This is a genomic window from Paucibacter sp. M5-1, from assembly GCF_027498415.2.
GTDB lineage: Bacteria > Pseudomonadota > Gammaproteobacteria > Burkholderiales > Burkholderiaceae_C > Roseateles_E.
Map to the genome: position 1 here is coordinate 3593246 of NZ_JAPZLM020000001.1, position 22937 is coordinate 3616182.

General features: G+C 70.2%; 26 protein-coding genes. 13 read left to right on the forward strand and 13 right to left on the reverse strand.

The genetic code is table 11. The features are described 5' to 3' along the window. Positions 1–2: 2 nt before the first annotated feature. Genes O5M90_RS16885 through O5M90_RS16895 form a run of 3 tightly spaced genes read right to left on the reverse strand, consistent with a single transcriptional unit; the run spans position 3 to position 2862 of the window. Positions 3–2030, reverse strand: a complete 2028-nt coding sequence (locus tag O5M90_RS16885; RefSeq protein ID WP_269839657.1) for a DEAD/DEAH box helicase — start codon at positions 2028–2030, stop codon at positions 3–5. After that, positions 2027–2464 carry a c-type cytochrome gene (locus O5M90_RS16890; protein ID WP_440402197.1) on the reverse strand — a complete coding sequence of 146 codons (438 nt, stop codon included), beginning with the start codon at positions 2462–2464 and terminating at the stop codon, positions 2027–2029. The genes O5M90_RS16885 and O5M90_RS16890 overlap by 4 nt, the downstream gene beginning before the upstream one ends. Before the next feature lie 5 nt (positions 2465–2469). Further along, a complete protein-coding gene (locus O5M90_RS16895; RefSeq protein ID WP_137944341.1) occupies positions 2470–2862 on the reverse strand; it encodes a hypothetical protein in 393 nt (130 codons plus the stop codon). Positions 2863–3234: 372 nt separating this feature from the next. Between O5M90_RS16895 and O5M90_RS16900 the strand changes: the two genes are divergently transcribed. After that, a complete protein-coding gene (locus tag O5M90_RS16900) occupies positions 3235–3708 on the forward strand; it encodes an Lrp/AsnC family transcriptional regulator (protein ID WP_269839660.1) in 474 nt (157 codons plus the stop codon). Positions 3709–3724: 16 nt separating this feature from the next. On the opposite strand, the gene O5M90_RS16905 is transcribed toward O5M90_RS16900, so the two are convergent. Then, positions 3725–4063 carry a hypothetical protein gene (locus O5M90_RS16905; RefSeq protein ID WP_269839661.1) on the reverse strand — a complete coding sequence of 113 codons (339 nt, stop codon included), beginning with the start codon at positions 4061–4063 and terminating at the stop codon, positions 3725–3727. A gap of 184 nt (positions 4064–4247) precedes the next feature. Between O5M90_RS16905 and O5M90_RS16910 the strand changes: the two genes are divergently transcribed. From O5M90_RS16910 to O5M90_RS16935, 6 genes are all read left to right on the forward strand, one after another. Further along, on the forward strand, positions 4248–4844 hold the full coding sequence (locus O5M90_RS16910) for a hypothetical protein (protein ID WP_137944338.1): 597 nt from the start codon (positions 4248–4250) through the stop codon (positions 4842–4844). Positions 4845–4848: 4 nt separating this feature from the next. After that, a complete protein-coding gene (locus O5M90_RS16915; protein ID WP_269839662.1) occupies positions 4849–5400 on the forward strand; it encodes a hypothetical protein in 552 nt (183 codons plus the stop codon). A 31-nt stretch (positions 5401–5431) separates the two neighbouring features. Beyond that, complete coding sequence (locus O5M90_RS16920) at positions 5432–6730, forward strand: hypothetical protein (protein WP_269839663.1); 1299 nt, start codon at positions 5432–5434, stop codon at positions 6728–6730. Positions 6731–6817: 87 nt separating this feature from the next. After that, the gene (locus O5M90_RS16925; protein WP_171018366.1) at positions 6818–6958 is read left to right on the forward strand and encodes a hypothetical protein; all 141 of its coding nucleotides are present in this window, start codon (positions 6818–6820) and stop codon (positions 6956–6958) included. Positions 6959–6982: 24 nt separating this feature from the next. Then, positions 6983–8716, forward strand: coding sequence for an ExeA family protein (locus O5M90_RS16930; protein WP_269839664.1), 1734 nt, complete (start codon positions 6983–6985; stop codon positions 8714–8716). Between the two features lie 6 nt (positions 8717–8722). After that, on the forward strand, positions 8723–9352 hold the full coding sequence (locus O5M90_RS16935; RefSeq protein ID WP_269839665.1) for a general secretion pathway protein GspB: 630 nt from the start codon (positions 8723–8725) through the stop codon (positions 9350–9352). A 1-nt stretch (position 9353) separates the two neighbouring features. Here O5M90_RS16935 and O5M90_RS16940 read toward each other — a convergent pair whose 3' ends face one another. Together O5M90_RS16940 and O5M90_RS16945 are read right to left on the reverse strand one after the other, a co-directional pair. Further along, on the reverse strand, positions 9354–10259 hold the full coding sequence (locus O5M90_RS16940; RefSeq protein WP_269839666.1) for an SDR family oxidoreductase: 906 nt from the start codon (positions 10257–10259) through the stop codon (positions 9354–9356). Between the two features lie 42 nt (positions 10260–10301). Further along, on the reverse strand, positions 10302–11150 hold the full coding sequence (locus O5M90_RS16945; RefSeq protein ID WP_269839667.1) for a helix-turn-helix domain-containing protein: 849 nt from the start codon (positions 11148–11150) through the stop codon (positions 10302–10304). A gap of 230 nt (positions 11151–11380) precedes the next feature. Between O5M90_RS16945 and proC the strand changes: the two genes are divergently transcribed. From proC to O5M90_RS16965, 4 genes are all read left to right on the forward strand, one after another. Next, entirely contained in the window at positions 11381–12196 is an 816-nt protein-coding gene (gene proC / locus O5M90_RS16950) for a pyrroline-5-carboxylate reductase (RefSeq protein ID WP_269839668.1), read from the forward strand. A gap of 12 nt (positions 12197–12208) precedes the next feature. Beyond that, the gene (locus O5M90_RS16955; protein ID WP_137944324.1) at positions 12209–12742 is read left to right on the forward strand and encodes a chorismate--pyruvate lyase family protein; all 534 of its coding nucleotides are present in this window, start codon (positions 12209–12211) and stop codon (positions 12740–12742) included. A gap of 56 nt (positions 12743–12798) precedes the next feature. Then, positions 12799–13371, forward strand: a complete 573-nt coding sequence (locus O5M90_RS16960) for a histidine phosphatase family protein (RefSeq protein WP_269839669.1) — start codon at positions 12799–12801, stop codon at positions 13369–13371. A gap of 193 nt (positions 13372–13564) precedes the next feature. Next, positions 13565–15412, forward strand: a complete 1848-nt coding sequence (locus O5M90_RS16965) for a diguanylate cyclase domain-containing protein (protein WP_440402198.1) — start codon at positions 13565–13567, stop codon at positions 15410–15412. On the opposite strand, the gene O5M90_RS16970 is transcribed toward O5M90_RS16965, so the two are convergent. Then, the gene (locus O5M90_RS16970; protein WP_269839671.1) at positions 15397–15891 is read right to left on the reverse strand and encodes a GFA family protein; all 495 of its coding nucleotides are present in this window, start codon (positions 15889–15891) and stop codon (positions 15397–15399) included. The genes O5M90_RS16965 and O5M90_RS16970 overlap by 16 nt on opposite strands. Positions 15892–15894: 3 nt before the next feature. Continuing rightward, a complete protein-coding gene (locus O5M90_RS16975) occupies positions 15895–16239 on the reverse strand; it encodes a hypothetical protein (protein ID WP_269839672.1) in 345 nt (114 codons plus the stop codon). 115 nt (positions 16240–16354) lie between these two features. Here O5M90_RS16975 and O5M90_RS16980 point away from each other — a divergent pair, with 115 nt between their 5' ends. Both O5M90_RS16980 and O5M90_RS16985 read left to right on the forward strand, forming a co-directional pair. After that, the gene (locus tag O5M90_RS16980) at positions 16355–17419 is read left to right on the forward strand and encodes a serine hydrolase domain-containing protein (protein WP_269839673.1); all 1065 of its coding nucleotides are present in this window, start codon (positions 16355–16357) and stop codon (positions 17417–17419) included. 84 nt (positions 17420–17503) lie between these two features. Beyond that, positions 17504–18250 carry a substrate-binding periplasmic protein gene (locus tag O5M90_RS16985; RefSeq protein WP_269839674.1) on the forward strand — a complete coding sequence of 249 codons (747 nt, stop codon included), beginning with the start codon at positions 17504–17506 and terminating at the stop codon, positions 18248–18250. Here the strand turns inward: O5M90_RS16985 and O5M90_RS16990 are convergent. From O5M90_RS16990 to O5M90_RS17010, 5 genes are read right to left on the reverse strand one after another with little or no spacing between them, the layout of a single operon-like run. Then, positions 18247–18726 (reverse strand): Fur family transcriptional regulator, encoded by a 480-nt coding sequence (locus tag O5M90_RS16990; RefSeq protein WP_137944317.1) that lies wholly within the window; start codon positions 18724–18726, stop codon positions 18247–18249. The two genes, O5M90_RS16985 and O5M90_RS16990, sit on opposite strands and share 4 nt — an antisense overlap. Then, positions 18723–19508, reverse strand: coding sequence for a metal ABC transporter permease (locus O5M90_RS16995; protein WP_262972134.1), 786 nt, complete (start codon positions 19506–19508; stop codon positions 18723–18725). Before O5M90_RS16995 ends, O5M90_RS16990 begins: the two co-directional genes overlap by 4 nt. Beyond that, positions 19508–20413 (reverse strand): metal ABC transporter solute-binding protein, Zn/Mn family, encoded by a 906-nt coding sequence (locus O5M90_RS17000; RefSeq protein ID WP_269839675.1) that lies wholly within the window; start codon positions 20411–20413, stop codon positions 19508–19510. The genes O5M90_RS16995 and O5M90_RS17000 overlap by 1 nt, the downstream gene beginning before the upstream one ends. Then, on the reverse strand, positions 20394–21557 hold the full coding sequence (locus O5M90_RS17005; RefSeq protein WP_269839676.1) for a hypothetical protein: 1164 nt from the start codon (positions 21555–21557) through the stop codon (positions 20394–20396). The genes O5M90_RS17000 and O5M90_RS17005 overlap by 20 nt, the downstream gene beginning before the upstream one ends. A gap of 18 nt (positions 21558–21575) precedes the next feature. After that, positions 21576–22847, reverse strand: a complete 1272-nt coding sequence (locus O5M90_RS17010) for a hypothetical protein (RefSeq protein WP_269839677.1) — start codon at positions 22845–22847, stop codon at positions 21576–21578. Positions 22848–22937 lie beyond the last annotated feature (90 nt).

Here is a 22937-nt window from a genome sequence, read left to right on the forward strand (position 1 = left end):
GCTTAGCCCTCCGCCAGGGCCCGCGCGCGCCAGAACCCCGCATCGATCAGCTGCTCGGCGCCGCTGACTTCGTTGACCAGCCAGAACTGTCGCCCGTCCGGGCTTAGCCGGCTGACCTCGCCGGTGTGGCGGCCGGCCCGCACGCGACGGCCCAGGGCATTGGCCGGGAAGTCCGGCTGCCGCGCCAGATCCCTGAGATCCAGCGCCACGCGCGCATCGCCGGCCAGGCGCAGGCGCTGCACCAGGGGCGCGAGCAGGGGGCTGGCCGCGTCGCTGGCCGACAGATAGATGATCAGCTTGGCCTGGGCCCGGCTGAACGCGACATTGAGCAGGCGCTGCGCCTCCTCGCCATGCAGAAAAGGCTGGCTGCCGTCGACCGGATCGAACAGCACCACCGGCGCCTCGCTGCCCTGGGCGCGGTGCACGGTGCTGACCTTGACGGCCGCGTCGGGCACGCCGTGCTCGCGCAGGCAGCGGCGTATCAGCGCGCGCTGGGCGCGAAACGGCGTCAGCACGATCAGCTCCTGCGCCCGCCAGTCGCCGCTGGCGAGCGCTGCTGCCACGGCCTCGGCCATCGCCTCGGCCGATTCGCGCCGCACCGGCCCGCGCTCGGCCGCCGACCAGGCGCCGTCGCTCCTGACGCGGCGCAGCTGCACATGGGTGTCGGCATCGGCCTCGCCCAGCGCGCGCCGGCGCGCCGCTGCCCAGGCGGGCGCGGCCTGCGCGTCGGCGGCCACCCGCAGCGCGCCCGCGTAGAACAGCGCGCTGACCAGTTCGCTGATCGGCGCGGCCATGCGCGACTGCTCGTCCAGCAGGGCCACCGAGGGGCCCTGGCGCGGCATCTCGGCAAAGGCCGAGCGGCCCAGCCAGCGGCGCGCGCCGCGATCCGGGCTGCGCAGCACCGGCGAGAGCTGCTGCGGGTCGCCGGCGAACAGCCGGGCGCGGCCTAGCGGCATCAGCGCCAGCGCATGGGCCAGGCTGACCTGGCTGGCCTCGTCGAAGACCAGCAGGTCGAACGGCGGCTCGTCGGCATCGCTGCCACTCAGCTCGCGCAGCGTCTTCAGCGTGAAGGCGGCGCGGGTGGTGGTCATGCTGGCCAGCCGGCAGCGCCGCAGCACCTGCAGCGAGGCGGCGCGCAGCTCCTCGCGCAGCGCCGCGACACGGTCGGCCCAGGCCTTCAGCGCGCCGGCGTCGCCGCGCGCCGAAGGCCGCGCCGCCTCGGCCCGCGCCAGCTGGCCGATCAGGCCCTGGTCGTCGCTGGGGATCAGGTGCTCGCGGCCGGCATAGGCCGCTGCATCGAAGCGGGTGCCCAGGCGCTGCACGCTGGCCCGGTACTGCTCGCGTCGGCCTTTTTCCAGCGCCTTGTCCACCGCGATGGTGGCCAGGTCCACCGCCTGGTTGGTGGTCGAGAGCAGCAGCACGCGGGCCTCGGGCCGGCGCTCCAGGTACTCGGCCAGCAGCACGCCCAGAGTCGTGGTCTTGCCGGTGCCGGGCGGGCCCCACAAAAAGGCGCTGCTGTGCTGCACCAGGGCCAGCGCGGCGCTCTGCGCCGGGCGCAGCCAACGGAACGGCGCGCCGCTCAGCGCCGTGGCGGCGTCCACCGGGCGGGGCCGGCCCAGATCGGGCAGGCAGGCCAGCGCGCGCTCGGCCCAGGGCGTGTCCCACCAGGCCTCGGCGACGGCGTTCAGAAAGCGGGTCGGGTACAGGCGTATCAGGCAGTCCGGCCCCGGCGGCGCGCTGCTGGCGTTCTGCAGCAGCAGCTGGTCCTCTTCGGCCAGCACGGCCAGCACGCTGGCCCCGCCCTTGACCGGCGCGCCCCACCAGGCCGAGGCCCCGTCCAGGCTGTCGTCCAGCAGGACCTGGGCCGAGGCGGCGCCCGGCCGCTGGCCTTCGGCATAGACATAGCCCGGCTCCAGCGTGACGCGCCACAGCGCGCCCTCGCGCTCGCTGCGCAGCACCTTGAAGTCGTAGAACTCGGGCGTCGCCGCCAGCTCGGCGGCCAGCGCCGCGCGCAGATCGGCCAGGCTCATCGGGATGAGGGAGGGGAGGCCGGCAGGCTTGCCAGATAGACCAGCAAATTCGCCATCTTCTGGTCGTTGTAGCCGATGCTGAAGAAGCGCATCTTGGTGCCCGGCACACTGCGCTCGGGGTCGCGGATAAAGGCCGCCAGGCTATTCGCCGACCAGACGATGCCGGAGTTCTTCATCGCGGCCGAGTAGCTGTAGTCGGGCGTGGACCCGGCCGGCCGCCCGACGATGCCGTTGAGCTGCGGCCCGAAGCCGCCGCGCGCCGAGGGGCCGAGCTGATGGCAGGACGCACAGGCGGCGATAAAGGTCGCCTTGCCGGCGGCGATATCGCCCACCGGGCCGGCCGCGCTGGCGCCCGAGGGGCCGAGCGCGAGCAGGGCGGTGAGGGCCAGGCTGGCGTAGGTCGACAAAGTCTGGGAAGGCAAGGCCGCGAGCACCGGGGTCAGGACTTGATCTGCCCGCCGCTTGCACTGCTGTCGTGGGGGCGCTTGGTCGCGGGGCTGTCAGGGCAGCCCACGAACTTGGCCGGCTCGACAGGCACAGGCCCGAACCACTCGACAGCGCCGGCAATGCCACCGAAGCGAACAATCCATGCCCGCGTCCCGCCCATATCGACCAGGCCGTTGTATTTGTAGCCATCCATCGCCAACGGCGAGTCGAACAGCACGAAGCGCTTGAGCTGGGTCTCGAGCTTTGCCGGAAATTCCGGTGCGGCGCCAAGCGCCGGCGCCTCGCTGAACTTTGCCAGCAAGCCGGCTCGATCACAGGGCGAGGCAGTGGCCGCATGAGCCGAGACGGCGAGCATCAGCGAGACGGCGAGGGTGGGCTTGCGCATGTGAGTGATCTCATGGATTGCGTTGATCTGCCACTGCGAGGCGCAGGGCTGATGACGACAGTATCCCAGCGCCAACGACGACGCTGCCTCGCGGATGCGGATGGCTTCATGCGATCTGGCTCGGCGACATGCCCCCCAAAGCGAAACCCCAAGCCACATCGCTGTGCTTGGGGTCGGGTGGCGTTCAAACCGGTGCTCTTGTGAAGCGGTGGTCCTGACGCGAGATCGGGCGGGTGGCCTGGGCGCTGTCGGAGTGGGTAACTCAGTGACTTCAGTGTAGGGAACAGGGCCTGGCAGATGATTGCGAAGATGGCTTTGAATTCATTCAATGCGCAATAATCTGCCAAGAATCAATTTTTTTGGGGTTGCTGATTGGCCATCGATAAGTTTGACAGGCAGATTCTGGAAATTCTTCAGAAGGAAGGCCGCATCCACAACCAGGAACTGGCGGACCGGATCGGGCTGTCGCCCTCGCCCTGTCTGCGGCGGGTGCGGGCGCTGGAGGAGGCCGGGCTGGTGAGCGGCTACCGCGCGGTGGTGGACGCCAAGAAGCTGGGCCTGACCCTGATGGCCCTGGTCCATATCTCGATGGATGTGCACACGCCGGAGCGCTTCGCTGGCTTCGAGGCCGCAGTGGCCTCGCTGCCCGAGGTGCTGGAGTGCCTGCTGATCACCGGCCAGGCCGCCGACTACCAGCTGAAGGTGGCGGTGCGCGATATGGACCATTACCAGGCCCTGCTGCTGGGCCATCTGACCCGCATCCCCGGGGTGACCGGCGTGCACAGCAGCTTTGTGCTGCGCAATGTGCTGAAGGACTCGGTGGTGCCGGTCCATCTGGCGGCTTGAGCGCCAACATCTGGGCTCAGGCCTGCCAGACCGCGTAGCCGGCCTCGCGCAAGCCGATCGCCAGCTCGACCTCCATCTCGCGGGCGGCCTCGTAAGGCATGGGGTTGTAGACCGCGTAGAGCTCGGGCAGCAGGCGCAACCCGTAGTCGCGCACCAGGCGGTTGGCCTGCACGCCGGCCTTGTGGCGGTCGAAGCGCAGGTCCGGGTCGAGCCCGGTCATGCCGACATAGACGCAGGGCTTGCAGATGTCGTGGTCGGGATTGGCGCGGCGAAAGCTTGCCAGGTTCCAGACGCGGTCGGACAGTTCGACGACGTAGACGTGGTGATGATGGTGTTGGCGCGGGCGCGGCGGCATCGTGCCGCCATTGTCCCGTGGCGCGTGCCTCGAAGAACGTCATGAATTCAAGCCAGCCCGTCATCAAGTCGTAGGAGGCCGGCCGTCGGCGATGGCTTGCGGGGGGCCGACAGGTCCCTCAGACTGGCCCGATGGCTGGGTCACAAGCCATCCAGATGCTGCAAGAGCCGGGGGGATTTGCACGATGACGCTGCTCACATCGCCTGTCGCCGTGGCGGCGCTGCTTCTCGCCGTGGCGGCGGAGGGTCACGCCTCAGGCGCGCCCTGCGCTCCGTCCTCTGCGGCCGAGCGTGTCCCTGCGGCGGCCCGCGCCATGGCGGACTGGGAGACGGGGCACAAGATCCGGCTGACCCTGGCGGCGCGGCAATCCATCCTGGTGGAGATGTGCGAAGCCGCTGCGGCGGCGGCACCCGGAATGCCGCCGTCCAAGCTGGCGGCGGCGAGCGAAACGGCCATGCGCGACTACCTGGACCGCGAGCTCAATCTGTCATTGCCGCCGCGCACGATCAGTGCGTCGCTGCGTTCGGCGCTGGGCGCCTCCGGCTTCTCCCGACCCGCGCTCAGGAAGCTGGGGCGGCTGAAGATCGAGGGGGGCGCAGGCCCGTTCAAGATCCGGGTGGAGGGCCCGATCGGCAGCGAGGAGACCGAGGCACCGATCGAACTCTTCCTGGCGCCCGGCTCGGTGAAGATTTTCAGGCTGGCGCCGTCTGCCGGCGCTCGGCTGTGTGGCGGCCAGGTGGTGGTGGTCAGTGCCGGTGCCAACCCTGCCTTGCAGTGCTGATGCCATGCGTGCCTTGCCGCAGCGCTACATACCTTACTGGCTGATCTTTCTGCTTCTGGTCGCCTTGCTGTATGCCGCATCTTTGCTCGTCCCTGACGGTCTTTTCTCGCCTGTGCACAGTTTCGGGCCGGGCGAGGCTGCCAAGGCAACCGTGGATCAGCTGAATCTGCTGTCCACGCTGATGGTGACGCTCAATACCTCGCTCATCACCGGCAGCCTGGCCGTGGCGGTCAACGGGCATGTCTGGAACCCGCGCTGGAGCGTGATGGACCGCCTGGCGGTGCTGCTGGTGCTGAGCAGCGGGGCCACCGTCTACTACGGCGTTTACATGGCTTTTGCGGTGACGCTCGAGATGATCGCGGCCGGCTTTGTGGACCCGTTTCAGCGCCGACTGGCACTCTCTCTGAGCATTCAGTACCACGCCTTCATGGCGGGCTTCCTGATGCTGGGCATTGTGTTCTGCCGGATTCTCGAGTTCCGGCTGGCGCCACCGGCGCAGGCCGAGTCCGCGCGCGGTTCCGCCGGCAGAAAACTCATCCGGCGCCCGCGCGTCTGATCTTCGATCAATGTCCAGAGGGAGCTGCACCATGACCAAGCCACGGACAAGCATCTGGCGCTATGTGTGTCTGGCCCTGCTGCCAGCCTCCGGCTTGGCGCTCGCGGACGTGGCTGCCGAGAACCGGGGCGCGCAGCGCTATATGGCGCAGCTCGAGCAGCGCTTCAAATGCCCGGAAGCTGTTTTTCGCAAGGTGCAGCAGGCCCTGGATGCCAAGGATCTGCCCGTACATCTGCAGGCTTCGCAGGCCGCCCGTCGGCAGACCAAGCTGGTTTTCTATGTGGAGTACTTCAAACAGATGCCGAAGATGAACCAGCAGATGCTGCTGGCCCAGCCGGAGGCTTTGCAGCAGATGGCGGGCGAGATGGGCATGTCGGCCGCGCAGCTGAAGGCAGCGCTGACCAGCGGGGTCGCTGCGGTCGCCAAGCCGGCTCAGTTCATGTCCAGGCGTTCAGCCGAGATTTCGCTGAAGAGCGATCTGGGCCCGCTGTGCGACGCACAGTGCCTCGACAACCTGCGCTGGAGCCTGATCATGGCCCTGACCGGCTGGAAGACCGCCTGCCTGAGCTGCTCGGATGACTTCTTGTCCCTGGTCGTGATCGATGGCCGGCTCTGGCTGGATCAGCGGGTCGGCAAGTGGCTGCGGCAGGCGCCGGTTCTGTCTCCCGAATTGTTCCCGCTGAAGGGGGAGGCGAATGCGACGCGCGCCCGGGTGTCCGCGCAAGCCCATGGCATGGCTGCGCTCGAGCCGCTCAGCAAGCCGATGGAGGCGGTGCCCTTCGAGCTTGTTGACAGGGGCGACCCCAGCTTGCGCCGCGTCTGCACGGCGCCCAAGCCGGCCGCCGGACAGACGGATGTGCTGCAGCGGGTGCAGGGCATGGTCTGCGGCACCGACCGCAGCGCGCACCTGGCGACGGCCGCCCGCATGCAGCTCCAGCTCAAGAACGGCCCCACCTCCTGCGGCGCATCAGAGGCCTTTCTGGGATGTGGCCAGCCTGACAACACCATCGAGATCACCTTCGACAAGACCCGCTACAGCTTTGCCAACGTCTTTGGCGCTAAGGATATGGTGGTGGGGCCGGGCGACTCGCCCGCCTTGTCGGGCATGGCGGTGCTGTTCCATGAGGTGGGTCATTGGTTCGGGCTGCCGCATCTGGGCTACAAGCTCGACGCGATTCCGGACATGATGCAGGACACCTATCTGGACAATGCCTGCGCCAGCGAACTGAACCTGTTGCTGATGTCGAATATGAGCGACGAAGCACATGCCCAGCGATTCAGAACCGGCGGCGGCTACAAGCGTGCCAGGCAGGGGACGGGCCGACAATAGCGGTGCTCATCCAGCCTCCTTGCCGGCGCCTGTTGGGGTTTGGCGAGCTCGGTATGGGGCCGGTCGCTCAGCCCTTACCATCACGGCATGAAAACAAGCTATCTCTTCGGCGCCATCCTGGCCTGCAGCGTCATCGGCGCCGTGCTGGGCAACCGCTCGGCCAAGACCCTGGCCCTGATCGCCTCGGGCGCGCTGTCCATCTACGGCCTGGCCCGCGTGCTGGGCTGATGAACCCGGGCTGACATCGCCGCCATGTACGCGAACTTCTTCGGCCTGCAGCAAGAGCCGTTCTCGATCGCGCCGGACCCGCGCTATCTGTTCATGAGCGAGCGCCATCGCGAGGCGCTGGCCCATCTGCTCTATGGCCTGCGCGGCGGCGGCGGCTTCGTGCTGCTGACCGGCGAGATCGGTGCCGGCAAGACCACGGTGTGCCGCTGCTTCCTGGAGCAGATCCCGGCCCAGGACTGCAATGTCGCCTACATCTTCAACCCCAAGCTGACCGTCACCGAGCTGCTGAGGACGGTGTGCGAGGAATATCACATCGAGCTGGGCCCGGGCGAGCTGCGCACGGTCAAGCCCTATGTGGACGCGCTGAACACCTTTTTGCTGACCCAGCATGCGGCCGGCCGCAACACGGTGCTGATCATCGACGAGGCGCAGAACCTCGCGCCCTCGCTGCTGGAGCAGCTGCGTCTGCTGACCAATCTGGAGACCCGCGAGCGCAAGCTGCTGCAGATCATCCTGATCGGCCAGCCCGAGCTGCGCACCATGCTGGCCGCCCCGGAGCTGGAGCAGCTGGCCCAGCGCGTGATCGCGCGCTTTCATCTGCAGGCCCTGTCCGAGGCCGAGACCGCGCAGTATGTGCGGCACCGGCTGGGCGTCGCCGGTTTTGGCGGCGCGCTGGCCCTGCCCTTTGACCGTGCGGCGCTGCGCCAGATCCACCGGCTCTCGCGCGGTGTGCCGCGGCGCATCAATCTGCTGTGTGATCGGGCCCTGCTGGGCGCCTATGCCCAGGGCCGCCAACGCATCGATCGCAAGACGCTGGACAAGGCCGCCGCCGAGGTGTTCGACGACGCGGCCTCGCGGCCCAATTCCGGTTTTGGACGGCGCCGGGCCTGGATGCTCGGGGCCGGCGGCGCGCTGACCGCCGCCGCCGTGTTCGCACTGGCCACGCGCGCGCTGGGGCCCGAGGCCGAACGGCCTGTCGCCGTCGTTGCGGCGGCTGCCTCGGCTGCGGCCAGCGCTGCGCCGAGCGCTTCTTCCGTGGCTGCTGCGTCCGCCGCCAGCGCGGCCGCCTCCGCCCCGGTGCCGCGACCCGATCCGGCCGCGACGATCACACTGGCCTTGCGCAGCGAGGCCGATGCCTGGCGCGAACTGGCTGCGCTCTGGGCACTGCCGCCGCCCAGGGCCGAGGCCGACTTCGCCGAGCTTTGTGCGGGCCTGCGCAAGACCGCGCAGACCAGCACCGATCCGGCGCCCCAATGTTTCACCCAGAGCGGCGCGGCCGACGGCGGACTGGCCCTGCTGCGCCTGCTGGACCGCCCCGCCATCCTGACCCTGCACGACGCCAGCGGCGAGCCCGCCTATGTGCTGCTGCAAAGCCTGGGCGGCCAACACGCCACCGTCAGCGCCGGCGGCCACACGCAGACCGTCAGCCTGCTGGCTTTGGACCGGCAGTGGCGCGGCGAGTTCAGGACTCTGTGGCGGGCGCCGCCGGCCTACCAGGGCCGCATCACCAGCGGCCCGCTGCCGGCCTGGCTCGACGCCCGGCTCGACCAGGCTTTCTCCGGCGCGCCCGCTGCGGATGGGGCGCCGGCGCCGCTCGGCCTCAAGTACGACCAGGCGCTGCGTGCCAAGGTGGCGGCCTTCCAGCGCGCCCAGGGCCTGCGCAGCGACGGCCTGGCCGGCCCCGTGACGCTGATGCTGCTCAACCGCGCCAGCGGCATCGACGAGCCGCGCCTGCAACAAGCCCTGGCTGGGCACTGAAGCACCATGTCCTACATCCTCGATGCCTTGCGGCGCGCCGAATCCGAACGGGAGCGCGGCAACGTGCCCGGCCTGCACGCCAACCCCATCCCCGCCGACCATGCCGATGATGACGAGGCGGCCGCGCCGGCCCGGCGCTGGCTGTGGGGCGCGGCCGCGCTGCTGCTGGGCGCAGCGGGCCTCGCGGCCTGGCTGCTCTCGCCCGGTGCCGCGCCGGCCCCGGTGCAGCTGGCCAGTGCGCCGCCACCGATCCAGCGCCCACCGGCCGCCGCGCCCCAGCCCGGCCCCGAGCTGAAGCGGCTGGAGCCGGCCCCGTTGATCATCGAGACGCCGGTCGAGACCCGAGCCAGCCCGGCCCCGCCCGTCATGGCCAGCGCCCCGACCACCCCGCCTGCCGCCACCGAGCGCGCGGTGCCCGCACTGGTCGAGCTGCCCGAGGCCTTCCGTCGCAGCCTGCCGCCGCTGGCGACCAGCGGCGCGATGTACTCCGACGCGCCCGCCCAACGCATGCTGATCGTCAACGGCCAGCTGTTCCGCGAGGGCGACAAGATCGCCGAGGGTCTGGTGCTCGAACAGATCCAGCTCAAGCGCGCGATCTTCTCGGCGCGCGGGCAGAGTTTCAGCGTCAGCTATTGATTCAGCCCTGCGGCAGCTCGAAGGCCTCCACCTGGCGGCCATCGACATCGCTGAAACCGTACTCGCGTGCCAGATCGGCGACCCGCAGCACCCGGCCGCTGCGCGCCAGCACCTGCGGGTCGGCCGCCAGCGCGGCCACCGCACGGCCCAGATAGCGCGGCGACTCGGTCCGGGCCAGCGCCGGACTGTCCTGCCAGTGCGCCTCGTCGGTCCGGTGCCCGCTGAGCACGAACTCGGTCCGCATCCAGCCGGGCGACAGCGCCAGCGAGGCCACGCGATGCGGTCGCAGCTCCTCGGCCATGCCGAAGGCCAGCCGTCCGATCGCGGCCTTGGCCAGGTCGTAGAACAGATTGCCGCGCAGATAGCGGTCGCGGTCCCAGAAGGTGGTGCCGATGATCAGGCCGTGGCCCTGTTCCACCATCAGCGGCGCCGCATGGCGGCCGGCCAGCAGATGGTTGCGCACGCCACGGTCCATCATCGCGTCCCACTGGGCCAGCGGGTGCTGCCAGAACGGCGCCTCGAAGACCCCGTCAAAGCACTCATGGCCGCCCCAGGCGTTGTTGACCAGCAGATCAAGCCGGCCCTGCTCGCGCCAGACCCGGGCGAACAGCGCGGCCACCTGCTCGTCCTGCGTGTGATCGCAACGCAGGGCGATGCCGTGCCCGCCCAGCCGGGTCAGGTCCTCGGCGCAGTCGTCTATCGTGCCGGGCAGGCGCTCTAGCCCGGACAGCGCCAGGATCTGGCCATAGCCGTCGGCCGGCTGCTCGCGGGTGCTGCGCCCGGTCACATAGACGGTGGCGCCGGCCGCGCCCAGTTCCAGCGCGATGCCGCGCCCGGCACCGCGGCTGGCGCCGGTGACCACGGCGACGCGGCCTTGCAGCGGTCGCGGTGTTGGAGAGTCCTGCATGGCTTGTCCTTGCTGATGTCGAAGCCACACGGTAGCGCCGGCTCAGGACCCTGTCTTGGAAGAACCCGAAACGGCGCGGGACAGGAACTCGGTGGGGCTGAGGCCGCACAGCGCGCGGAACTCCTTGGCCAGATGGGCCTGGTCGTAGAAGCCGCTGTCCAGCGCCAGATCGACCCAGCCCGGCGTCGCGCCCTGCAGCCGCAGCCGGCGCAGGCAAGCCTGCAGCCGGGCCAGCCGGGCCCAGGCGCGCGGCGACAGACCCACCTCGAGCTGGAACAGCTGCTGCAGCCGGCGCTCACCGACACCCATGGCCGCCGCAATCTCGCGCAGCGGCCGGCGCCCCTCGGACCTGCCAATCAGCTGCAAGGCTTGCATCACCGCCGGCCGGCTGGTGATCGTCGGCCCCGGCAAGCGCCGTTGCAAAAAGGCCTGCAGCACGGTCAGACGAGCGGTGTCACCCTGGCTGGTGCCGAGACGCTCGCCCAGCTCGGCCCCGGCACCCCGCCACAGGCTGTCCAGTGGCAAGACCTGACCCGTCAGCTCGCCGGCAGGCAGCCCGAGCAAGGCCGCTGCGGCACCCGGGCGCAGGGTCAGCGACAGGCCCTCAAGACGACCTTGCAAGCGCAGCAGCACCGGTGCTGCCGAGGCGCCCAGCACCTGGACGGTCGGCGCATCGCCGAACTCGACGATCAGGCGCAGCGCGCCATCCGGCAGCACCCGCTCCAGGATCTCGGAGCCGGCCGGGATGGTCTCGCGGTAGGCCAGGATGTGCGACACATAGGGGCGCAGCGGCGCCGCCACCGGGCAGGCCTGCAGCGTGCCCGCTGGCATGTGGGCTTCGGGCCCGTGCAGCTCGTCGCCGTCCAGGCGCAGAAACAGGCGTTCGCTCATGGTGTGTTCGGATGCTAGCGGCTGAGGCGGCGGCGAGCTGGCACGGAAGCTGCTGTAGTGAAAGTACTTTCGTTTGTCTCCTCCATCCGCCTGGATGGATTCAGGCCCGGGGCTCACGCCCCGGGCCCTTTTTTTGCCCGCTGCGGTGCGCCCACCCTGTTCGGGGGCAAGACCCGCACCCGGCTGGTGCATGGGCTGGGTCGGTGAGCCGGGCTCTACACTTGCGCCCCATGAGCACCCCCATTGCATTCATCGGCGGCGGCAATATGGCCAGCGCCCTCATCGGCGGCCTGTTGCGGTCCGGCCGGGCTGCGGAATCGCTGATCGTTGTCGAGCCCTTCGAGGTCCAGCGTGCCAAGCTGGCAAGCGACTTCGGCCTGCATGCACTGGCGGCCCCCGATGCCAGCCTGGCCGGCGCCGGCCTGGTGGTCTGGGCCGTCAAGCCCCAGCTCTTCGCCGAGGCCGCCGCGCCCTGTGCCGGCCTGCTGGGCCAGGCCCTGCAGCTCTCGGTGATGGCCGGCATCCGCAGCGATGCGATCGCCGCCGCCACCGGCAGCGAGCGGGTGGTGCGCGCGATGCCCAACACCCCGGCCCTGATCGGCCAGGGTATTGCTGGTCTGTTCGCGCGCGGCGCCGTGTCGGCGACCGACCGGGCTCTGGTCGAGCAAGTCCTGGCCCCCACCGGCGCGACGCTTTGGGTGGACCAGGAGGCGCAGCTCGACGCGGTGACCGCGCTGTCGGGTTCGGGCCCGGCCTATTTCTTCTTTGTCGTCGAGGCGATGATGGCGGCTGCCCAGCAGATGGGCTTGTCGGCCGAGCAGGGCCGGCAGCTGGCGCTGGCCACCTGCGGCGGTGCGGCGGCGCTGGGCCTGCAATCGAGCGATTCGCCGACCGTGCTGCGCGAGAAGGTCACCTCCAAGGGCGGCACCACCCATGCTGCGATCAGCAGCCTGCAGGCCGACGGGGTCGACGCCGCCATCGTGCGCGCGGTGCGCGCGGCCGAGCAGCGTGCCCGCGAGCTGGGTGACGAGTTCGGCAAGACCTGAGCGCAGCGTTCCGTGGGGATTGCTAGCCGTGACGGCCTGCGCGACTGGCTGCGCGCGCCGGGCTCCTTGAGCCGGCGCCTGGCGGCGCTGGGCCAGCGCTACGAGGTCCAGGTCTTGCGGCAAGAGGTGGCCCCGCTGCGCGGCCCCGAGCGCGCCGCACTGGGCTTGCCGCGACGCGGCTGCACCGTGGTGCGCGAGGTGATCCTGCGGGTCGACGGCCAGCCGCTGGTCTGGGCTCGCTCGGCCCTGCACGCCAGCGCGCTGGCCGGGCCCTGGAAGGCGCTGAAGGGCCTGGGCGCCAAGCCGCTGGGCCATCTGCTCTATGCCGACCGGCGTGTCGCCCGCAGCGAGCTGCAGCCGCGCCGGCTCGCGCGCCACGGCCATACGCGGCGCCAGATGCAGAAGCAGTGGCTCGCTGCTACCGGCACCGAGGCCTCGCCGCAGATGCTGTGGTCGCGCAACTCGGTGTTCCGCCGCTGTGGCGCGCAGCTGCGGGTGATGGAGTTGTTCGCGCCGGCGCTGGCCGGACACAAGCCCCGGCGCTGAGCAAGGAATAACGACTTGCCCGCATGATGGGCGCGCAATTCAGGAGCGCCGCCACCATGCCGACTGTTGACCGCCGCCATCTTCTTGCCGCCGCCGCCGGCCTGGCCCTGCCCGCATGGGCGCAGCCGGGTGATGCGGCCGCGCTGCTGAAAACCGGCGGCGTCGTGATCGCCTTCCGCCATGCGCTGGCGCCTGGCACTTTCGATCCGCCCGGCTTCAAGCTCGGCGACTGCGGCACGCAGCGCAATCTCAATGACGAGGGTCGGGCCCAGGCGCGCCGCATCGGCGCCTGGTTCCAGACCCGGGGCCTGCGGCCGGCGGCGGTGCGCGCCAGCCCCTGGTGCCGCTGCGTCGAGACGGCCGAGCTGGCCTTTGGCGCGGCTTCGGCCTGGGCCGCGCTGGGCTCGCCGCGTGCCGGCACCGAAGCGACCAATGCGCAATCGCTGGGCGAGTTGCGCCGGGCCTTGCTGGCGGCGACGAAGCAGCCGGGCCGTTTCGAGGTCTGGGTCACGCATATGTTCGTGCTCGCCGATCTGCTGGGTGCCAACACCGCGTCGGGCGAAGGTCTGGTGCTCGGGGTGCAGGCCGATGGCACGCCGCGCCTGCTGGGCCGGCTGCTGGTGGACTGAGCCCGCAAGTCCCTTGAACAGGGCGGCCGGCGAACCTTGCGGCCCCGCCATAATCCCGCTGAAACACAAGTGACGACGCCTTGCTGCTGCGGCAGGCGTGCGATCAGGGTGAATCTTGCAGACGGGAATGGCCGAGATGCCCTTCAGGCGCAGCCTATCGAGGCAGGAGCCCAACTCCCTCGGGCGCGGAGTGATGCTGCTGTTGCTGGCCCTGCTGGCGATGGCGGTGGTGACGACGGTGCTGGCCTTGCGGGCCAGGCAGGCGGCGGCGCAGATCGAGCGCCAGGACGCCATCAATATCGAGCTGCGTTCGCACAACAATCTGTTGATCGATCTGCTGAATGCGGAAACCGGCCAGCGCGGCTATCTGCTGACCGGCCGCGCCCACTATCTGCAGCCTTATCTGGCGGCCATGGAGACGCTGGATGCCCGGCTGGCGGCGGTGCTTCAGCTGTATCCGCAGGGCCAGCAGCGCCAGGATCTGCAACGGGTGCGCGAGCTCGTCAGTCTCAAGCTCGACGAGCTGACGCGCACGATCGCGCTGCATGACGCCGGCCGGGCTGAACAGGCCCGGGCCGTGGTGCTCAGCGACGAGGGCCAGCGGCAGATGGACGAGCTGCGCCGCCTGCTGGGGTCCACGATGACCAGGCTGCGTGCCGAGCGCACGGCGCTGACCGAGCAGCTCGGCCGTGATGCCGGTCAGACCAAGCTGTGGCTGCTGCTGGGCTTGTCGCTGCTGGCGCTGTTCGCCGCGCTGGCGCTGTGGCAGGTGCTCAGCGCCGGCCGGCGGCTCAAGGCCGCCGAGCAGCGCATGCGCAGCATTGCCGACAATGTGCCGGCGCTGATCACCCAGTTCGATGCCGCCCAGCGCCTGGTGTTCGCCAATGCCCAGGTCAGCAAGGTCTACGGCCTCACGTCCGAGGAGCTGCTGGGCAAGACCGTGGCCGAGGTTCGCGGCGAGGCAGCGGCGGCCAAGGTGCAGCCCCAGATCGAGCGTGTCATGCAGGGCCAGCGGGTCGAGTTCGAGAGCAGCTCGACGATCGCCGGGCGCGAACACCACTTCCAGCAAAGCTATGTGCCCGATGTCGATGCCGACGGCGCGGTGCGCGGCTTCTACTCGGTCTCGGTCGACATCAGCGAGCGCAAGGCCATCGAGGCGCGCGTGCTCGCCAGCGAGCAAGGCATGCGCGCGATCGCCGACAGCCTGCCGGTGCTGATCACCTATCTGGACGCGCAGCTGCGCCTGCGCTTTCTCAACGCCACCTTTCTCGAATGGCTGGGCATAGACCCGGCCGCCGCGCTGGGCCGGCCGCTGCAGGAGGTCATCGGCCCCGAGCTGTTTGCCCAGCGCGAGGCGCGGCTGCGTCAGGCGCTGGCCGGCGAGCGCCAGCAGTTCGAACTCTGCTCGACCGCGCTGGGCATCACCCGTCACATCCAGAACACCTATATCCCCGATCAGCGTCCCGATGGTCGCGTCGTCGGCATCTACGCGCTCAGCACCGACATCACGCCGATGAAGCTGGCCGAGCAGCGCCTGGCCGAGCTGGCCCGCTCCGACACCCTGACCGGTCTGCCGAACCGGCGCCAGTTCGACGAGCGCCTGGCACTGGCGCTGGCCCGTGGCCGCCGCGATGCCGACAGCCTGCTGGCCCTGCTGTTTCTCGACATCGACCACTTCAAGTCCATCAACGATGGCCACGGCCATGGCGTCGGCGATGCAGTGCTGCAGCAGTTCGCCGCGCGGCTGCGCGACTGCGTGCGCAGCACCGATCTGGTGGCCCGGCTGGCCGGCGATGAGTTCGTGCTGGTGCTCGAAGGCCTGGCCGAGGCCGAGGATGCGGCCGCCGTCGCGCAGAAAATCCTCGACGCAATGCGCGAACCCGTGGACATCGGCGAGGGGGGAGCTCTCAGCGTCGGCACCAGCATCGGCGTGGCCACCTTGCGCGGCGGCACGGCGACGCCCCAGCAACTGACCGCGCGCGCCGATGCGGCGCTCTACCGCGCCAAGCGCGAGGGCCGCCGGCGCTACGCCTTCGACTGAGCCGCCAGCAGCGCCGCGCGTCGTACCAGGCTTTCGGCCGGCCAATGCGTCTTGCGGTCGTAGTACTCGGGCATGGCCGGCATGCCCGGCGGGAGCAATACCCAGGGCTGCTTGGAGGCGGTGAAGATATGGATGTCGGGCGGCAGATGGTCAGGCTCATCCAGCGTGCCCACGCGCACAAAGCTGACCGAGCGGCCGGCGCCGGCGTAATGGCTCCACAGCGCGATCCGGCATTGCGGGCAGCGCGCGATCAGCTGGCCCTTGCCGCTGGCCGAGGGCGTATCGACCAGCTCGGGCGTGCCGGCCAGCAGGCTCAGGCGCTCGGTCTCTATCATCGCGTTGAGCGCGAAGGCCGAGCCGCTTTCGCGCTGGCACCAGCGGCAATGGCAGCAGTGGACGAACAGCGGCGCGCTCTCGAGCTGGTAGCGGACGCTGCGGCAATCGCAGCCGCCGACCAGTGGATAGGCCGGCGTGCTCATCGCTCAGGATTGGTGCAGCACCGAGGCCGCCGGCGTGGCCAGCGGCGCGGCGGAGCGGGCCGGCAGCCAGCCGAGCTGACCGGTCTTGATGTGGCGCATGCACTGGGCCAGCAACCGGCTCGAACTCAGGCCGGGGCAGCCGACGGCGGCCTGCAGCTCATGCTCGGCCGCCAGCGCGATCGGCACCGCGCCAAACTGGCCCTGGGCCACGGCACTGGCATCGGGCGCGCTGGCGTACAGGGCCGCCACCGTGCCAAAGCTACCGTCGCCATCGAGCTCGGCAAGGCTTTGGCAGCCGCTGCACAGCAGGACCAGCACGAGGAGGGCGGACTTGGAGGGCAGGAACATGATGGCGTGATTTTGCGCAGCGCCGCGCCGCACTGACCATCGGTACTAGCCCGGGCGAGCCTCGCACGGCTTTGCCCGGATGGTCATGCCGCGCGGCGCGGGCTCTAATGCGGGCATGAACGCCATACCCGACCTCAGCGCCGCCATCGCCCTGGCCCAGGCCCATGAAACCCCCTGGCCGCGCGATCCGCTGGCCGATCCGGCCGCCTGGGGCGTGCACCACGAAGACCCGCCGCCCTACAACCGGCTGCGCGGCCCGGTCTATGCGCGCGGCCCGCAGTCCGGCGTGATCCTGCAGCACGGCCGCGAGATCGCGGCCTGGGGCGAGCCGGACCGCGCCGATCTGACCTTCAGCGTGGCCAAGACCTATCTGTGCCTGCTGGCCGGCATCGCGCAGCGCGAGGGCCTGCTGCCCGATCTGCAGGCGCCGGTGGCGCAGCGCCTGCCCGGCATCGGTTTCGATGGCACGCACAACGGCGCGATCCGCTGGGCCCAGCTGCTGGACCAGACTAGCGAATGGGAGGGCAGCTGCTTCGGCCTGCCTGACACGGTGGATCGCTGGCGCAAGGTGGCCAATGACCCGCGCCCGGCCGGCGGACCCAAGGGCGGCGCGCGGCCGCTGCAGGCGCCGGGCAGCTATTGGGAATACAACGATGTGCGCATCAACCAGCTGGCGCTGGCTCTGCTGCAGTTGTTCCAGAAGCCGCTGCCCGAGGTCTTTCTGGACGAGATCCTGAAGCCCCTTGGCGGCGGTGCGGGCTTTGCCTGGCGCGGCTATGACGATGCCTGGGTGACGCTGGCCGATGGCCGGCGCGTGCAGTCGGTGCCGGGCGGCACGCACTGGGGCGCGGGCGTCTCGATCAGCAGCCGCGACCAGGCCCGTGTCGGCCAGCTGCTGCTGCAGGACGGTCGCCACGAGGGCCGTGCTTTGCTGCCGGCGGGCTGGGTGGCGGGCATGACCGAGCCCTGCGCGATCGCGCCGTTCTACGGCCGCCTGGTCTGGCTCAATCGCGAGGGCAAGGCCTTTCCCGGCGCCTCGCCGCAGGCCTTCTTCATGATGGGAGCGGGCGGCCATGTGGTGTGGATCGAGCCGGCGCTGGATGCGGTGGTGGTGCTGCGCTGGCTGGACGGGGCCCACCATGCGGCGGTGATGCGGGCCATTGCCGCTGCGCTGGCCTGAGCGCAGGCCGGAATCGTCGGAGCGCCAAACTTGATGAGGGAAACCCGTCAGCGGCTTGGCAGCCAGGCCCGCTAAATTGAGGCCATGACGCTCCGCTGGTTTCCTCTATTGCTGCTGTCCTTGCTCCTGCTGCGCCCGGCGCTGTCCGCGCCGCCGACCCTGCGCATGGGCGGCTTTGCCGTGGCGCCGCTGATGCTGGGAGGGCCGGAGCAGCCGGTGCACGGGGCCTTGCCCGATTTCATCCGCAGCGAGATCGCGCCGCAGACACGGATCCGTTTCGTCTGGCAGCCGGTGATGAGTTTTGCCCGCGCCCTGCGCAGCCTGCGCGATGGCAGCGTCGATGTGCTGCTGATGTACAGCGCCGATGGCGCGCAGTCCCGCGAGATCGGCCGTTACGACTGGGTCTATCTGCAGACGGCGCCGCAGCTGGCGGTGCTGGAATCATCCAGCCTGCGCGAGGTCGGCTCGCTGGACGAGCTGGCCGGCCTGCAGATCGGCTGGGTCTCGGGCAGCAAGGCGCCGCGCGAGCTGGCGGCCCTGCCCATCCACTGGCAGCCGGCCTCGGGGCAGAACTGGCAGACGATCAATCTGCGCAAGCTGGCCGCCAAGCGCATCCAGGCGGCCTATTACGCCAACCCCTATTCGCCCGTCTATCTGGCGCGCCAGCAGGGCGTGGCGATACGCCTCGTGCCGCTGCCGATGCCGGCCCGGCCGTTCACGATGGCTTATTCGATGAAGACCGACCCGGCCCTGATTGCCGAGTTCGGGGCGCTGGCGGCCAAGGCCTTCAAGGGCGAGCGCTTCAAGCAGTACCTGGAGGCGTATCGCTAGCCGCCGGTCGAGGCGCAAGCCGCGCAGCGGCCCTTGATCTCGATCGCGGCCGGTGTGAAGCCGCTGGCGTCGGCGCGCAGCGCGGCCTTCAGCCCCTCGAACCAGCCCGGCGCCTGCCACTCCTGGATGCTGCCGCAGCTGCTGCAGATCAGCATCATCGTCGGGTGCGCATGGTGGCCATGCTCGCAGACCACATAGCTATTGGTCGTGTCGACCTTGTGGACCAGATGCTGGTCGATCAGGAAGTCCAGCGCGCGGTAGACCGTGGTCGGCGCGACCCGGCCATGGCGGCTCTGCATGTCTTCCTGGATGTCATAGGCCTTGGCATGGCCGGCGCGGCGCAGCAGCAGCTCCAGCACCTCGCGGCGCTGCTCGGTCAGCTGAGCGCCGCGCGCCTCGCAGTGGCTGCGCGCCTCGTCCAGCCGACGGGCCAGCGCCGTTTCGGCGGACTTGGTTTTGGTGGCGCTGCTACTCATGCGGGCAGTTTAGCCGGGCGCAGCAGGGACAGGCCGGCCAGGCCCACCAGGCTCAGCACCACCATGGGCCCGGCCGGCAGATCGAGCCGCCAGCTCAGGCCCAGACCCAGGGCATAGGCAGCCGCGCCCAGCACCGCGGCCAGCCAGGCCGGCAGCCGCCGCGCCGCGACCAGGGCCGGCACGATCAGCGTGGCGAACACCAGATAGAGGCCCAGCAGCGGCACGCTGAGGCTGACCAGCAGCGCGAAGGCCGGGTAGAAGCCCGGGCCGCCGTCCAGCAGGCCGGGCTTGAGGCGGCGCAGGCCCAGATAGAACGCGCTGGCCCCGGCCAGCGGCACGAGCGCCGGCCAGTCCACCCACAGCACATCGCCGGACAGCAGGGCGCCGAGCTTTTGCGCGCCATGCGGGTCGGCGCTGACCCAGAGCACGGCGGTGGAGGCGGCCGCGATATAGAGCAGGCCGATCAAGGCCTCGCGCCGCTCGGGCCACAGCCGCGAGAGCCCGGCCACCAGCAGCGCACCGGCCAGGGCCGCCGCCGCACCGCAAAGCTGGGGCAGTACGGGGGCCAGCGGCTCCAGCCAGGCCGGCAGCTCGTTCGGATGCTCGGGGTGCCCCAGCAGCTGGCCGGCCATCAGCACGCCCAGGCCGGCCATCTGCGCGATCGCCAGGTCGATGAAGACGATGCCGCGCGCCAGCACCTGGCGGCCCAGCGGCAGATGGGTGGCCAGCACCAGCCAGCCGCCCAGCAGCGGTGCCAGCAAGAGGGTCAGGTCTTGTGGCATCAGGGCTTGCTGCTCGCGAGCAGCTGCGCGAGCAGCTGGTCGAACAGGCCGGCCAGGGTCGCGGCGGGGCCCTCGTCGGTCACGGTGGCCGGCAGGCGCAGCAGCGGCAGCTTCGTCTGCTCGGCCAGCCAGCGGCCGGGCTTCTCGTCCTGGTAGAGGCTGGTGACGATGGCCAGCGGTTTCTCGCGCGCCACCTGCTGTTGCAGCTGCTGCAGATGGCTCATCGTCGGCGGCAGCCCCGGCTTGGGCTCCAGGTCGGCCACCTGCCGGAGCTTCAGCCACAGCCACAGATAGGCGTAGGTGCTGTGCTGGCCGACCACGGCCCGGCCCTGCAGCGGCGCGGCGCGCTGCTCCCAGGCCGGGATGCGGCGCTGCCAGTCGGCCGCCCAGGCGGCGTGGCGCTGGCGGATCTGGGCGGCGCGTGGCGCGTCCAGCGCGGCCAGGCGCTCGGCCAGCGCCGCCGCCACGCTCAGCAGGCGCCGCGGGTCCAGCTGCAGATGCGGGTTGCCCTCGGCGTGCACATGGCCCTCGTTGAAGCCGACCGCGCTGCGCTTGTCGATCAGCTCGACCACGTCCTCGATATAGAACATGCCGGGCTTGCCGTCCTGCACCCGGGCATTGCCGGAGCGCTGCTGCAGCATCGGCAGCCAGCCGGCCTCCAGCGAGGCCCCGGTGCAGATGGCCAGATCGGCGCGGCGCAGCGCTGCGATCAGGGCCGGGCGGGCCTCGATATTGTGCGGGTCCTGCAGCGCATGGGTAGCACTGGTGACGCGGGCCTCGGGCGCCAGTTCGCGGGTCAGCGCCGCCCATTCGGGCTCGCAAGTGAAGACCTCCAGCGCCTGGGCCGGCAGGGTGGCGCAGGCGCTGATCAGCAGGCCGGCCAGCTTAGAAACTGTGCGCACCATGGGCTCCGAAGCTGACGATGTATTGCAGCTGCAGCGAGCGCTTGGCGGCCGCATCGAAGCCGCCTCTATCATCCTGCCGGCTGTACTGCAGGCGCAGCGACTGCGCATGCGAGGGCTTCCAGGCCAGCATCAGGGTCTGCTCGCGCAGCTTGGCCGGGTGGAAGTGGTCGCCATGGGGCTCGCGCAGCGACAGGCTGTCGACGCGCAGCCCGGTCTCCCACTGCGGTGAGAAGCGCCAGACGGCGGCCAGATAGGCCGAGCGGTGCTTATCGCCGGACCCTGCGAACTCGTTCAGGCGGCTGACCTGGGCCAGCTCGCCCGACAGGCGCAGCTGCTGCGCGCCGTTGTTGCCACCGGGCGACCACTTCCAGACCCCGTCGACGATCCACAGATGGCGGCCCTGGTAGCGCGCGCCATGGGCGTGGTCGTGGCCCTCCTCTTCTTCGTGGGCCTCCTCGTGTTCGTGCTCATGGGCACCGCTGCCCGGTGCCTTGTTGCGCAGATAGGAGAGGCCCAGCTGCCAGCTCTGGCTGCGGCCGATATCGCCGCCCAGCTTGGTGTTGGCGGCCCAGGCGGCGATGCTGGGGCGGGCGCCGTTGTGCTCACTCCCTGCATCCGGGTTGAGCTCGCGGCCGCTCAGCAGCTCGATACCGCTGCGCCAGTACAGCGCGGTCGGTGCGGTCCAGGACAGGCGCAGGCCGTTGTCGAAATAGTGGCCGCCGAGAAAGCTGCGGTAGAGCAGCGGACGCTCGCTGAAGTCGTCGGCATGGGGATGCTGCTCGTTCAGATAGCCCAGCTGGGCCAGCATGCGGCCACCACGCAGCTGCAGGCCCGCCGGCAGGCTGCGGGTCTCGATCCAGGCTTCCTCCAGCTCGGACTCGACCTTCTTTTTGCCATCGTGGCTGTGGCTGTGCGCGGCCAGCGTGGCGCGGCCGGCGAAGTGCTCGCCCAGATGGCCGGCCACGCCCAGCTCCAGCCCGCCCAGGTGGGCGCCCTGGGGCCGCGCACCCAGGGCCAGCTCGCGCGAGGCCGCGCCGACATCGAGCACCAGCCCCCACTGCAGCGCATCGGACTTGGCGAACTGGGCCTGGGCGTTGGCCATGAGCGGGGTGGCCAGGGCCAGGGTCAAAAGTTTCAGTTTCATGGGCTCAGGTCTGTTGGTTTAGCGTTTGATACCCAGCCAAGCCAGGCCGGCGGGCGCGAAATCGAGCTTCAGGGCCGGGCGCAGCGTGGCGGCGGCGGTGTCGACGGGCAGCAGCTGGCGGCCCAGCGGGTCAGAGATCCAGGCCTCGTCGCGGGCCTGGCTGGTGGCAATGGCCGGGAAGGGCGCGGCCGTGGGCATGGCCGGTACGGCGGCCAGACTCTTGATGGCGGCCCACTGCCGGCGCGCGTCGAGCAGGTGCAGCGTGCCCAGATCGTCCAGCAGCATCAGCTTGCCGCCCTGGCGATCGAAAGCGTGGGCGCGGCGGGTGCGGCCCTCGGCCCAGGCGATCCTCTTGAGGCTGCCGGCCACCGGGTCGATCTCATAGACCAGGCCCGGTGAGGCCAGGCCCACCAGGGTGGTCAGCTGGCTGTGGCCGATGACGGTGCCGATGCGCGCATTGGCCGGCATATCGGCCGGATTGGCGAGCTTGCGGGCTGTGAAGCTCTCGCCGCTTTGCGTCACCAGCAGCACGCCGTCGCTGCAACCGAAAGCGCTGTGGTCCTTGTTCGAGAAACTACCGTGCAGATCAGGGCAGGGGGTGTCGAAGCGCTGCACGAACTGCCAGCTGCTGCCGCTGCGGCGGTAGAGCTCGACATGGCTGGGCAGGGTGGAGGTGGCCGTCGCGGCGCGCCAGGTGCTCAGCAGGAACATGCCGCGCGGCTCGGCCGTGCCGTGCATGGCCAGCGGCAGCGTGAGGCTGGATTCGGGCGTGCCGCTGGCGATGGCGGCCTCGTTGAAGACCTGGACCTGGGCGCTGCGGTTCTCGGCCGCGACCCCGTCCATGAAAAAGGCGGCGCGGCCCTCGTGCGTCTCGTAGTGGGTCGGTCGGGCGCCGCTGATGCGGGCGGCGAGCAGCTTGGGCGCCTGCTTGTAGTCGTGCAGATGGTCGACATGGTCTTCCTGCCACAGGCCGCCGTCTGCGATCTGCACCAGGTCCTGGGTGCGCTGCACCGCCAGCGCATGGCGGTAATTGGGGCTGGCCAGCACGGCCGAGGGCGTGTTGGCCAGCGCGAAGCTGCTCAGCACACTGGCGCTGTCCAGCTCGTACAGGCGCAGGCTGGGCGAGTTGGACTCAATCAGGGCCAGGCGGCCGGCGCTGTCGATGCGCAGCGCCTCGTCATGATCGTCGTCGCCGTCCCCCGACCCGCCGCCGCAGGCGGCCAGCAGCAGGGAGGACAAGGCAGCCAGCAGGTGCAGCCGGGGCTTGGAGAAGGGGGCAGCAGGGGTCATGGATATTGAATCTATAAAGATGTAATAACGTTACTGTAACAGTATAACGTTCGCATGAAAAGGCGACAGCGGCGGCAGGAACTGGCAAGC